This window comes from Georgenia faecalis, from assembly GCF_003710105.1.
Taxonomy (GTDB): Bacteria; Actinomycetota; Actinomycetes; order Actinomycetales; family Actinomycetaceae; genus Georgenia_A; species Georgenia_A faecalis.
Genome location: NZ_CP033325.1, coordinates 1,068,001 through 1,080,932 on the forward strand (window position 1 = coordinate 1,068,001; position 12,932 = coordinate 1,080,932).

Sequence of the window (12,932 nt, forward strand, 5' to 3'; positions counted from 1 at the left end):
GATCGAACAGGCCCCGCTCACGGCGGGGCTTTTTCGTACCCGGACCGGACCGGACCGGACGGACCGGACGGGACGCTGCGGCGGCCGGGCCTGGTGTGCCGTCGGCCTCGCGCTCCGCCGGCGAGGCGAGGCAGGCGCTGACCCGTTGGCACCTCATCACGTGCCTCCGAGGCTCAGGCCCGGATGCGGTATCGCAGATGCACGACGCCGTTTCCGAATCGGTGCTCATCGAGGAGCTCCAGCTCGGCGCGAGTGCCACTCGGCAGCCCTGGCTTGCCTCCACCGAGGATCCAGGGCCAGACGAACAGCTGGCACTCATCCACCAGCCCGGCGGCGAAGGCCTGCGCCGCCAGGTGTGCGCCGCCCACGGTGAGATCGCTGGTGGCCGCGGCCTTCATGTCGCGTACCGAAGCTGGATCGAAGCGTCCTTCGAGCCGGGTCCTGGTGGTGGGCGCCGCGGCCAGGGTGGTGGAGTAGACCACCTTGTCCGCCGCTTGCCAGGCGCTCGCGAAGTCGGCGGTCAGGCTGGACTGCGCGGCGAGGGCGGCGTCGGTTTCCCACGGGGCCATCGACTGGTACAGGCGCCGCCCGTAGAGCAACGTGCCGACGGAACGGATGAGACCGCTCTGGGCCGCAAATACCGCGTCGTTGTGCGGGTACAGGTTGAAGGCGCCGCGGCTGTCCTCGATGTACCCATCCAGCGACGTGTTCGTCACGTAGATCAGCTTGGCCATGTCACTGCACCTCGACGCGTGACGGCGGGGTTCGGGTGTCGATCAGCGCGGCGTCCAGCGTCGTCAACGCTTCGAGCCACCCCTGCTCGGCGTTGCCCGTCACCTGCTGGGGCAGCCACTGGTGGATCGTCAGTCGCGTGCGCCCGGGGGCCTCGTCGTGGAACTCGACACGCACTCGTGTCTCGAACGCCTCGACGCCGTCAGGGAGCCGGCCGGTGACGTGCATGAGGCCGTCGAGGAGCTCGCCGTCGGTGACGTCCGTGAGGTCGACGTGGACGTGGACCCGTACGCCGGGATTGGCTGCGGAGACCTCCGTCCATCGCTGGTGGCCGCCCGGGCGCACGTCGAACTCGATCTCCGTGCGGGGTAGCGAGTGGCCGATGGGACCCCACCAGGCCACGAAGTGGTCCGGATCGGTGAAGGCTCGATAGACGAGCCCGCGCGGCGCATCGAGCACGCGCGAGATGTCGATCTGCGGGACTTCTGTGTGCATCAGGGCTCCTTGTGGTCTGAGGCCGTCTCCGTGGGCGGCCGGGGGTCGCGGTCCGTCGGGTTCCTTGGGCGTTCTGCGGCTTGCACAGCGGCGAGGTGGGCGTCGAGGCGGGTGAGGGACGAGTCCCAGAACTCCCGGTAGCGCTCGATCCAGTCGGCGGCCTCGCGCAGCGGGGCGGCTTCGAGGTGGCTCGCGCGCCACTTGCCTGAGCGCGTCCGCGAGATGAGCGTGGCGCGCTCGAGCACCTTCAGATGTCGCGACACCGCCGGCATCGATATGGGGAGGGACGCGGTGAGCTCGGTCACCGTGGCATCGCGCTCGGCCAGATCGGCGAGGATCGCCCGCCGAGTGGGGTCCGCGAGTGCCGAGAAGACGGCGCTGAGGTGGTCCGTGCCGGCCATGCGCCACCTCCTACATTTAACGAACACGTTAAATGTAGGAAGCCGGGCGATGTCCGTCAAGAGATGTGCCGCGCCCCGCTCGTCACGAGTCGGCCTCACAGGGCCCGGGTGATCGTGTCGGCGGGGCGCCCGGCCATCGCCCGGCGGGCCGCGGCAGCGGTGATGGGCAGGGTGATGAGGGCGACGGCGACTCCGCTCCCGAAGAGAACGGTCGCGGGCAGCGGCGCGAGCAGGTCGGCTCCGACGGCGACAGCGGTGGGCAGCACGGCGGCGCACGCCACGACGAGACCCACGGCCAGTCCGGTGGCGGCGGCGAGGGCGGTCTCGGCGAGCAGGAGCCGCCGGACCTGGCGCCTGGTGGCTCCGGCAAGGCGGAGCAGGGCCAGCTCGCGCCGCCTCCCCAGCGTGGAGACCGCGACGGTGTTGACGACGGCGATCATGGCGTAGGCCAGGACGACGAGGAGCATGAGGGTGTTGATGAGGGCGTTGACGTTGAGCCCCTGCTGCAGCGTGGCGTCGAGCGCGTCACGGTCCCCGACGACGATGCCGGGGGAGCCGGCGACGGCGTCGTCGAGCGCGCTCATGAGCGCGGCAGGGGAGGTCCCGGATGCCGGCGCGACCAGCACCGTCGTCGGCGCGCGGGCGGTGGTGTGCTCGGCAAGCAGGTCCGCGGGCAGGAGGAGGTGCTCGTACCCGGGCAGGTCCTCGTAGGTGGCCACGACGCGCAGGTCGGCCCGTGCCCCGTCGCCGAACCGGACGCCCACGGTGTCGCCCACGCGGACGCCGAGGTCCTCGGCGGCGCGGTGCGGCAGCGCGAGCGACGGCCCGTCGAGCGCGGCGAGGTCACCGGTGACGACCTCGTTCCCAATGACCGCGTGAGCCTGGGCGCCGTCGAGCCCGCGCAACGACCAGGGCCGGTCGCGGTGGGAGCCGTCGTAGGGCTGCTCGATCCACCCGCCAGAGGTCACGAACCGGCTCGCCGCGGCGACCTCGGGAAGGGCGGCGACCTCGGCGGCCTGCTCGGGGGTGATTCCCCCGGCCGCACGGATGACGGCGCGGGCGGTGATGGTCTCGACCTGCGCCTCGGCGGCGGCCGTGGTGAGCAGGGCCTGGGAGAGGAGGTTGCCGGCCCCGACGCCGACCACGAGCGCCGCCGCCCCGGTAATGGTCGAGAGCGCGACGAGGCGCGAGCGCACGTTGGCGTGGGCCAGCCCGCCGAGGCCCCGGCGACCGCCCGCGACGGGGTGCAGGAGCGCGAGTCCCAGGCGCAGGTGCACCGGGGCGAGCAGCGCGGCCGAGATCGCACCGACCAGGGCCGCCGGGCCGGCGGTCGCCGACACCAGGCTCGGGGGCATGAGGCACGTGATGACGGCGAGGGCGATGGCGCCGAGGGCGAACAGCCCGCCCAGGAGGCGTCGCGTCACCCCGACGCGGCCGGCCGGAAGGTCCGCCTCGCGCAGGGCGTCGATCGCCCGTGAGCGGCGCGCCGGGCGGGCGGCGAGGCGGGCCGCCCACCAGATCACGAGGCTCGTGGCGGCCACCGCGATGGCGAAGGGGACGAGCCCCACGCGCAGCTGGAGGCCGTCGGGGACGAGACCGCTGCGACGCATCACGGCGAACAACGCGTGCGCGAGCGGGATGCCGACCGTGAGACCGGCCAGGGCGCCGAGGACACCGGCGATCGTCGCCTCACCGACGAGCAGGGCGCGCGCCTGGCGCCCGGTGGCGCCGGTCGCGCGGAGCAGGCTGATCTCGCGGCTGCGCTGGCGCACGGACAGGGCGACGATCCCGGACGCGACGGTGGCGAGCACGGTGAGCACGATCCCGCCGAAGACCGCGCCGATGACGATGGTCGGCACGCGGGAGGCCGAGACGGCGGGGTCCTCCGCGGCGCCGCGCGCGTCACCGCCGAGCACGCGCACGTCGCCGATCTCGGACTCCAGGGCCCGGCGCACCGAGGCCTCGTCCGCACCGGGGGCCAGGACCACCCCGAGCGCGTCGATGCCGTCGCCCGGGCCCCCGGCGTCGTCGGTGAGGAAGACCGTCGCGGCATCGGCCGGGCCGCCGATCACGCCCGCGACGTGCACCGTGGACGTCCTGCCGGCGATCGTCAGGGCGACGCTGTCGCCGTCGGTGACGGCGAGCGTGCCGGCGGCCGCGGCGGTGAGGACGACCTCGCCGGCACGAGGAGTGGCGCCCTGGGGGACCGTCAGGCCGCTCACTGCCACGGAGGCCCAGCTCTGGGCGGTGAGGGTGGAGGCCCGCGCGGAGCTCTGGGCGACGCTGTCGTAGAACCGGATCGGGACCGCCTCAGCGACCCCGCGGATCCGCGCCGCCTCGTCGACGACGGCCTCGGGAAGACGGTGACGTTCGGGGAAGGGCCGGTGATCGGTGGTCTCGCCGCCGGCCCGGTCGAGCATCGTGTAGCTCGGGTCGCCGATGACGGCGAGGTCGGCGCCGCCGACGCGTTCCGGCGGGGCGGACAGCCGGATACCGGTCTCGAACATCGCCCCGGACAGCACGAGGAGCGCCGAGCCAAGGCCCGCGGCGACGATGATGGCCGTGAGGGCTGCGGCTCGATGGCGCAGGCCCGTGAGGATCAGGGTGAGCACTGCCCTCACCGTCCTCGGTCGCGGGAGGGGAGCCGGGACACCTGGGTGGCGACCTCATCCGCCGACGGCGCCGTCATCCGCTCGACGATGCGGCCGTCGACCAGGAAGATCACGGTGTCGGCGTACGAGGCGGCGACGGGGTCGTGCGTGGTCATCATGATCGTCTGCCGGTCCTGGGCTGCGGCGGTGCGCAACAGCTCGAGGACGCTCGCCGCGGTGCGGGTGTCGAGGGCCCCGGTGGGTTCGTCCGCGAAGAGGACTGCCGCCCCCGTGGCGAGCGCGCGGGCGATCGCCACGCGCTGCTGCTGCCCTCCCGAGAGCTCGCTCGGCCGGTGGTCGCGGCGGTCGGCGAGCCCGACCCGCGCGAGCGCGCCGTCGGTGGTGCGGCGGTCGCGCCCGCGTCCGGCGAGGAGGCCCGGCAGCTCGACGTTCTGCGCCGCCGTGAGGGTGGGGATGAGGTTGAACGCCTGGAACACGAAGGCGACCCGGTCACGGCGTAGCCGGGTCAGCGCGTCCTCGGGCATGCCGGCCAGATCCTCGCCGACCAGCACCGCCCGGCCCGTGGTCGGGGCGTCGAGGCCTGCCGCACAGTGCAGGAGCGTGCTCTTGCCCGACCCGGACGGGCCCATCACCGCGGTGAACGACCCCTCCTGCAGCTCGAGGCTGACCCCGTCCAGGGCCGTGACCGCGCCGGGTCCGACGCCATACGTCTTCGTCACGTGCTCCAGCGCCACCGGGGGCACCCCGGCAGGCCGTGCCGCGTCCACCACTGTGTCCGTCACGACCGCTCCTCACTGTTCATGGTCTAAACAGTGAGGAACGTACACAGATATCGGACCGCGCAACAGGCATTTCCTGCGGGCGCCGCGCGGCAGTGCGCTGGTGGTGCGCTGGGCGCCGGTGCGGTCAGCCGGGGGTGCCGTCGACAGTGAGCTGCCGGAGGCCGGAGAGGATGCTCCTCAGGCCGAACTCGAAGTCCTCGTCGGCCCGGGCTCCGGGTTCGCGGTACAGGCCGCTGGAGATCAGGGAGGAGACCCGCGGGAGTCGCGCCGTGAATCGTTCGGCGCCGACGAGGTCCACCAGGGTTTCGGGGTCCGTCGCGCTGCCGTCCGGTCGGAAGAGGTCACGGACCATCGCGGCGCGGGTACGCACGTACCCGTCGAGCAGAGCGGCGGCCTGGAGCGCCTGGCGGTCGCCGAGGCCGCTGGGCTCCAGGCGGTCGAGCAGGTCCTCGAGCCAGGCCAGCGAGTGGGGGGCGAACGGGACGCGCACCCGCATGTCGCTCAACCAGGGGTGGTGCGCGTAGCGGTCGCGTAGGGCGCGGCACCACGCGGCGGCCGCCTCCACCCAGTCCGCCCCCGCGGCGATGTCGCCAGGGGCGCCCAGGGCGTGGTCGTGGACGATGACATCGAGGTCGTCCCGGGAGTCCACGTACCGGTAGAGCGCGTTCGGTGTCACGCCGAGCCGGTCGGCGATGCGCCCCAGCGACAGGGCCTGCGCGCCTTCGGCGTCGGCCAGGGCGATCGCCGACGCGGCGATGTCCGGGACGCTCAGCGTCGCTTTCGGTCCCGGGCGGCCGGCGCGGGCCTCATGCCCCCAGGTGTGGCGCAGGCCCCGCGGCAACGCCGCGCTCGCGCCTCCATGCTCCACGGGCCGAGGCTACCGCCTGTGGCAGTGCTCTACCGGTACTCCCCGGCCTCAGGGGCCGGCCGGCTCCATGCGGACCTCCGGCGGGGCCTGCCCGGGCAGGCGGGTGACGAAGTCGAGGACGCCCACCCACGAGGGCCGCAGGGCGATCCGCGCCATGCGCACGCCCGGGTGGTCGACGGCCGCGACGTTAACGTCCCCCTGCTCGGGGCCGGCGTAGCGGCGGTGCGCGAGCCGGTACTCCTCGGCGATGCCCTCGACGTCGGTGACGACGGCGCGCCCGCGCAGGAGGAGGACTTCGGGCGGGGTGGTGGCGGCGTCGATCGTCACCGCGATGTCCGGCCGGGCGCGGATCGCGGCGATCTTCCGGGCGCCGGCGAACGTGCACAGGACGAGCTCCGTCCCGGTCCAGTGGAAGAGCATGGGGAACACCCGGGGCGTGCCGTCACCGACGACGTAGGCCACCCGGGCGAGCTCGGTGGAGCGGAGCAGCGCCTGGGCGACGGGGGAGTGCAGCAGCCCGACGTCGCCCTGGGGGAGCGTCATGGGCTCGCGCTCCGGCCGGGCGGTTCCGGACGGCGCGCTCATGGCGTCGGTCCCTGAGGGTGGCCGAGGGCCGCGGCTGGCCTCACGGTGACGCCCTCGGCTGGCGTCCGGCGTCCTGCGTCGGGCTCGGTCATGGTTCGGCGTCCTTCGGTGAGTCGTCGGGAGTCTCCTGGGTGTTGCTGACGTGCTCGGCGAGCCGTCGACGCCACGCACGATGAGCACGTCCTCGTTCGTTCGACCGCTGAGGCGACTAGGCCAGCGCGCTGCGGCTGTCGTGTCAAGAGGTCGACGCACCGCGATCCCGGCACGTCTCTTCTCGATGGTCCTCATCGCCACCGGCGGCGCAGGGCGCGAGACCTCGCGGCGCCCGCCGCTGATGGACGTGCGGACGTGACCGGTCTCATCCGATGCGGCGCCCGGCGGCGACGGCGCACGACGTAGAATTTCCGGAGCACAGGGTTCTCGGCGCTCGGGGTGGGTGGAGCGCACCTCAGCCCTACCCGGAGAACCCGTGCCCGTCCTCAGCTCCTACCGAAGTCTCTTCGCCCTCACCGGCGGCCGCTACGTCCTCATCGCCTTCCTCGCGCGCCTCCCGCTCGCGATGGCCCAGATGGGCACCCTGCTCCTCGTCGCCGGCGCCTCCGGCAGCTACGGGGCGGGTGGGGCCGCCGCCGGCGCCCTGGCAGTGACGAACGCGATCGCCTCCCCGCTGGCCGGCGGCCTCACCGACCGGATCGGGCAACGGTCGGTCCTGCTCGTCCAGTCCCTCGGCGGGACCATCGGACTCGCCGCGCTCGTCCTCCTGTCGAGGACGGACGTCAGCTGGCCGGTCCTCGCCGTCGTCGCCGGCGTCACCGGCGTCTTCCTCCCGCAGGTGGGCACCCTGGCGCGGGTGCGCTGGCGCGCCCTCGCCGGGCCCGACCGGTGGAAGCTCGTCTCCACGGCGTTCTCCTACGAGGGCGCGGCCGACGAGGCGTCGTTCGTCCTCGGTCCCGCGCTCGTGGGGGCGGCCGCCGCCCTCGTCTCGCCCGCCGGTGCGCTCGTCGCCGCGGCGGTCCTGCTCGCCCTCTTCGGCACCGCGTTCGCGGTTCACCCCACGGCTGACCACGTGCCCGGCACCCGGGTCCGCCTCGCCTCGCCCACGCGCCTGCTCACCCCGGTCCTCGTCGGCCTGGCCCTCGGCCAGCTGGCGATGGGCGTCACCTTCGGCTCTGTCCAGACCGGCTCGACGGCGCTCGCCACCGGCGTCGGCGAACCCGGGCTCGCCGGGCTGCTCCACGCCATCCTCGGGATCGGCAGCGTGGTCGCGGGCCTCGCGGTCGCCGCGCTCCCTGCACGGTTCGACCTCGCCCACCGCCTGCCGGTCTTCGGCGCCGCCTTCACCGTCCTGGCGCTGCCCCTGCTCGCGGTCAGCTCGCTCGGCACCCTCATCCCCGTGCTGCTCTTCCTCGGGCTCGCGATCGCGCCCTACATGATCACCATCTTCTCGGCGTGCGAGCAGATCACCGACTCCCGCCGGCTCGGCGTGGCGATGATGGTGCTCGCCGCGGCGACCAACCTCGGCTACGCGCTCGGGTCGTCGACGGCCGGGCGCCTCGCCGACACGTACGGCTACACCGGGGCGTACGCGGTGACGGTGACGGCGGCCGCGAGCGCTCTGGTCCTCGCGCTCGCGCTCCGCCCCGCCCTCCAGCGGCGTGAGCGCCGGATCCCCGGGATCTCGGGCGACGTCGACTGACGGTGCGCGACCCACGCGGGCCGCGCACCGTCGAGCCGCCGCCGTCTCAGGCCTGGGCTCCCCGCCGGGCGACGCGCTGTGCGGCGAGGGCCAGGAGGAGTAGCGCTCCCGCGGCCCCGAGGAGGCCACTGACTGCGACGCCGGTCGTGGGCAGCCCGCCGCCGGGTCCCGCGTCTCCGGGGTCGGTGGGTCCGACCGTCGCGGGGTCGGTGGGCTCCACGGTCGGCTCGCCGGGCCCGGTCGGCTGCTCCGTCGGCGGATCGATGGGTCCTGCGGTGGGTCCGCCGGGGTCGGTGGGTCCCGGCGTCGGCTCGCCCGGCACGGTGGGGAGCAGTGCCGCGGCGGACGTGCGATGCACGCCGCCGCCGTCGGTGCCGGCGTAGACCCACGCGCCATCCGGTGATGCGGTCAGTGACCGCACCGACATCGCGGTGAGGCCGCCCGATGCCGGGGTCCAGCGGGCGCCGCCGTCAGTCGAGACGAACACCCCGGCCCCGTTGGCGGCCAGCCCGGACGCGTTCCATCGCGCTGTACCCGCCACGAGGAGCTCGGTCGCGCCCGCCGGGCCGCCCGGCACCGTGACGGGGAGGATGCTCACCACGTTGGCGTTCCCGTCGAGCTCCGCGGGGGCGAAGGACGCGCCGCCGTCGGTGCTCACCCGAATGCCCGGCTGCTCGCCGATCACTACGCGGGCAGGGTCGTCCGGGTCGACCCAGACGGACTGGGTGGGGGCGGCGGTGAGACGGGTGAGCGTGGCACCGAGGTCGTCGGAGCGGTACAGCCCGTCCGAGGTCGCCAGCCACAGCCGCTCCGGGGCGCCGGGGTCGAAGGCGATCTCGGAGATCCGCGAGCCGTGGGCGTAGGTGCGCCAGTGGGCGAAGCCGTCCTGCGAGACCATGAGCCCCGCCTCACCGAGCGCGGCGTAGGAGACCACCACGGTGCCCTCGGCGTGCGGTGACAGTGCCAGGGACAGCGGGGTCATCGAGCCGCGCGGTCCGACCTGGACCAGGTCGCCGTCGGAGGCCCCGGCGGGACCGGTGAGGATCCGGGCCGCCCCGGAGGCGTTGGTCCCCACGGCCCACACGTCCCGCGCGCCGCGGGGCGACTGCGCCACCTGGGTGAGCATTCGCCCGACCCCGCCTTCATGACCCAGCGAGCCCCAGTCCTGGCCGTCCGGCCCGACGTCGGCAACGGCGCGGGCGCGCAGCCCCTCGCGGTCGACGACCTGCAGCATCGGTTCGCCCTCGGTGTCGGGACCCACGTGGACGTCGAGGACGTCGGTCCCGGAGACGCCCGTCCGCGTCCAGCCCTCGCCGTCCGTGGTGTAGTAGCCGGCGTTCTCCATGGACAGGATGAGGCTGTCGGCGGGTGTGCCCGGCCAGCGGTCGAAGTCGGTGACGAGCGGTCCGAGGACCGGGAAGGCCCGGGCCTCCCACGTGAGGCCGCCGTCGGTGCTCGTGCTGAACGAGGTGTATCCGGCGACGTGGATCCTGCCGTCGAGGAATGCCATGGCCGTCGCCCACGAGTGGCCGCTGTCACCGGCGAGGGACCACGTCGCGCCACCGTCGGCGGAGGTCATGACCACGCCGTCGCTGCGGACGACGACGCCGGCCGCTCCGTCGGCGGCCAGGTGCTGCGGGCGGGTGTCGAAGTCGCTGGAGGCGTAGGCCAGCTCCACCGTGGCGCCACCCGTGGCCGCGTCGGCCACGCGCCAGACCCCGGCGTACGTGGCGACGAGGAGGTCGTCGCCGGCGAACGTGGCACCGACGACGACCGAGTCCCACAGGGACGGCACGTGCCGCCACGTCTGCCCGCCGTCGCGGCTGAGGTGCAGCCCGTTGTCGACGACGGCGGCCAGCGCGTCGGCGTGGCCCACCAGCCGGCGGACCGCCACGTCGGGGAAGGGCAGGACCGTCCACGTGGCGCCGGCGTCCGCGGTGTGCACGATCCGGCCGGTGTAGGCCGGGTCGACCACGATGTCCCCGTCGCGGCCGTTGAGCGCGACGTAGAAGCCCCCGGGGGTGGCCGGGTCCGCGAGGGGGAAGGCGCGGCCGTCGGCCACCGGCATGCTCCGCACGCGCTGCCAGGTGACGCCGTGGTCCGTCGTGACGAACGGGTGGGCGCCGATGGTGTCGGTGGCGAGGCCGGTGCCCGGCGCAGTGGGGGAGACGGCGAGGGTGGCGGCCGCACCGGAGATGCCCACCTGCTCCCACGCGCCCGGCTCGTCCGCGTCGTCCGAGCGCACGACGCCCTCACCCGTGAGGGTGCGGCCGCTGACGGCGGCCCGAGCGGACAGGCGGTAGGTGCCGACCTCGTCCAGGTGCACGGTGCCGCGGTACCAGCCCGGCTTGTCGCCGACGGCGGCGAGCGTGGTCGTCGCCGTCTCGCCCGACGGGGCACTCGCCACGAGCGTCGGCACCGCCTCGGGGGCCGCTGGCGTGCGGACGAACACCTCGGTGTGACCGACGGCGTGCGTGGGCGAGGCCTGCACCGTCAACGGGCGGACGTAGCTGGCGAACGGGACCCGCACCGTCGTGCCGTCGGAGACGGTGCCGACGAGCACGCCGGAGGTCTCGGCGTCCACGAGCGCCGTCCGCGGCGTGAGGGTGAGCTCGACCGACGCGTCACGCCCGGCGGGGACGGTGAGGGTCTGGGGCGAGACCGCCACCTCGCCCGTGCTCGGTGCGGATGCGTGGGCGGTGAGGTCGATGGTGACGTCCGACGCGCTCGCGTTGTGCAGCACCACGGTCGCGGTCCGCGTGGGGTCCTCGCCCATGTCGGCCAGGCCCAGGGAGACGGCGTCGGGCGTCGCGGTGACGTGCTGGTCGACGGCGGCGGCCACGTCGAGCGCGCCGGCTCCCTGCGCCGACGGCGAAGCGTCGGCGTCGGCGGAGGCCAGGGGGCGGGCCGAGCCGATGAGGGCGCTGCGCCGCTGCGTGGCGGAGAGCTCCGGGCGGGCCTGCGTGAGGAGCGCGGCCGCCCCCGCGACGTGCGGCGCGGCCATCGAGGTGCCCGACATCCGGTACTGGTTGCCCTCGACGCCGAGGGAGGCCGGGATCGGGGCGAGGATCTCCTCGCCGGGGGCGACGATCTCAGGCTTGAGGGTCATGGCGTCGCTCGGGCCGCGGGAGCTGAAGCCCGCAATGGCGTCCGTGCGGTCGAGCGACCCGATCGTCGCCGTGGCGGTCCCGGCCAGGACCTCGTCCTTGAAGGTCTGGTACTGCGCCGAGGTGATCGACATCATCACCAGGGACTCGCGCCGCAGGTCGTCCCCGCCGTCCGCCAGCACGCCGATGGGTCCCGGGAGGCCGGCGCCGCCGCCGACCGGGTCGGTGGGGCTCGGGGTGTAGAGCAGGGCGCCGACCGCCCCGTGCTCCTCGGCGAGCGCGGCCTGCTCGAGGTGCCCGGGGAGGACCTCTCCGAGGTTGCGGACCACGTAGCTGCTCATCACGACGATGGCACCCCGCACGTCACCGGCGGCCGCGAAGTCCTCGGCGGTGCCGTTACCGACGTCGACCAGGCGCGCGGTGCGGCCCCCGGCCGGCGGGTTGGCCGAGAGCGGGAACCGGGCGACGTCCAGCGGGCGGACCCCGTCCCCGTCCCCGTCCAGCGTGAGTGTGGGATCCGCGATGCCCGTCGTCGACGCGCCGACGGCGATGACGCCGGGCGCGGCGGCCGGCGTGGCGACGGTCTGCGTCCCCGGGCCGGCGTTGCCGACCGCCGCCACGACGACGACGCCCTGGTCGACGGCGGCCGTGGCGGCGCGGCCCACGGGGTCCGTGCCGTCCCCGAGGCCGCCCAGGCTGAGGTTGACGATGTCTGCCGGCGCGACCCCCGAGGGGTCGACGGCGGCGTCGAGCGCCAGCAGGATGGCGCTGAGCGTGCCGCCACCGTCCGCGTCCAGCGCCTTCCAGGCGGTCAGGGTCACGTCGGGGGCCATGCCGGTGAGGTGGGTGCCACCCGCGCCCACGATCCCCGCCACGTGCGTGCCATGGAGGTTGTCGTCCATCGGATCGGCGTCGTCGTTGACGAAGTCGTACCCCGCCGCGACGCGGTGACCGGGACCGAAGCCGCCGCCCAGGTCGGCCAGCGTGTAGTCGACGCCGGTGTCGATGACGGCGACGGTGACGCCGGCACCCCGCACGGGCAGGCCGGCCGCGTCGGCGCCCTCCCACACGTCGGGAGCCCCCGTTGCCGGCACGTGGGGTTCCCCGAGGGCGCGGACCGGGCTGTCCACCGTCACCCGCTCGACGCCCGGGGCGCGCCGCAGCGCGGCGAGGTCGGCCGTCTCGACCGTGGCCACGACGGCGTCGAGGAGGCCCGTGACGGACTGCGGGTCTTCGAGCGCGATCCCCGACCGCTCGAGCGCGGTGACGGTCTCCTCCTGCGCCAGCGCCACCTCCTCGACGGCGGTCCGGTACGCGGCGACCACGCTTCCGGCGGTGGACGCCTCGCCGGACCGGGCGGCCGCCAACCGAGCGGTCCCGACGAGCTCCGCGGCGCTCGGCCCGGTCAGCTCGACGATCACCCGGGAGGTGTCGGCCGGGACGGGCTGTGCCGACGCCCCTGGCGGGACGGGCAGGAGCGGGGCAGCGAGGAGGGCGCAGGCGAGCAGGATGACCCCGCGTCGGCGGGGGATATGAGCATGGTCGGTGTCTAGCGGGTCGGTTCGTCGCCCGGCAAGGGGTCTGGTGGCCGGTTCCGGTCAGTGGCCGTGACCGGTCGCAAGTTGTAACCCAACCGTCACGAGGCGTCTCGGAT

9 protein-coding genes are annotated in these 12,932 nt (G+C 74.6%); 1 reads left to right on the top strand and 8 read right to left on the bottom strand.

All coding sequences use genetic code 11. The features are described from left to right. Positions 1 to 173: 173 nt before the first annotated feature. The 7 genes from EBO36_RS04565 to EBO36_RS04595 all read right to left on the bottom strand — a co-directional run bounded on the left by EBO36_RS04565 (position 174) and on the right by EBO36_RS04595 (position 6,475). The gene (locus tag EBO36_RS04565) at positions 174 to 734 is read right to left on the bottom strand and encodes a dihydrofolate reductase family protein (protein WP_122823570.1); all 561 of its coding nucleotides are present in this window, start codon (positions 732 to 734) and stop codon (positions 174 to 176) included. A gap of 1 nt (position 735) precedes the next feature. Then, positions 736 to 1,227, bottom strand: coding sequence for an SRPBCC family protein (locus tag EBO36_RS04570; RefSeq protein WP_122823571.1), 492 nt, complete (start codon positions 1,225 to 1,227; stop codon positions 736 to 738). Next, complete coding sequence (locus EBO36_RS04575; RefSeq protein WP_122823572.1) at positions 1,227 to 1,628, bottom strand: ArsR/SmtB family transcription factor; 402 nt, start codon at positions 1,626 to 1,628, stop codon at positions 1,227 to 1,229. The genes EBO36_RS04570 and EBO36_RS04575 overlap by 1 nt, the downstream gene beginning before the upstream one ends. Positions 1,629 to 1,723: 95 nt before the next feature. Next, entirely contained in the window at positions 1,724 to 4,240 is a 2,517-nt protein-coding gene (locus EBO36_RS04580; protein ID WP_122823573.1) for an ABC transporter permease, read from the bottom strand. A 5-nt stretch (positions 4,241 to 4,245) separates the two neighbouring features. Next, positions 4,246 to 5,022, bottom strand: a complete 777-nt coding sequence (locus EBO36_RS04585; RefSeq protein WP_222928771.1) for an ABC transporter ATP-binding protein — start codon at positions 5,020 to 5,022, stop codon at positions 4,246 to 4,248. A 124-nt stretch (positions 5,023 to 5,146) separates the two neighbouring features. Further along, positions 5,147 to 5,890 carry a TetR/AcrR family transcriptional regulator C-terminal domain-containing protein gene (locus EBO36_RS04590; protein ID WP_122823574.1) on the bottom strand — a complete coding sequence of 248 codons (744 nt, stop codon included), beginning with the start codon at positions 5,888 to 5,890 and terminating at the stop codon, positions 5,147 to 5,149. A 48-nt stretch (positions 5,891 to 5,938) separates the two neighbouring features. Then, entirely contained in the window at positions 5,939 to 6,475 is a 537-nt protein-coding gene (locus EBO36_RS04595; protein WP_222928772.1) for a pyridoxamine 5'-phosphate oxidase family protein, read from the bottom strand. Positions 6,476 to 6,944: 469 nt separating this feature from the next. Here EBO36_RS04595 and EBO36_RS04600 point away from each other — a divergent pair, with 469 nt between their 5' ends. Continuing rightward, positions 6,945 to 8,171: an MFS transporter gene (locus tag EBO36_RS04600; protein ID WP_206515575.1), complete on the top strand. Its 1,227-nt coding sequence runs from the start codon at positions 6,945 to 6,947 to the stop codon at positions 8,169 to 8,171. 46 nt (positions 8,172 to 8,217) lie between these two features. Here EBO36_RS04600 and EBO36_RS04605 read toward each other — a convergent pair whose 3' ends face one another. Next, on the bottom strand, positions 8,218 to 12,699 hold the full coding sequence (locus EBO36_RS04605) for a S8 family serine peptidase (protein ID WP_122823575.1): 4,482 nt from the start codon (positions 12,697 to 12,699) through the stop codon (positions 8,218 to 8,220). Positions 12,700 to 12,932: the final 233 nt, after the last annotated feature.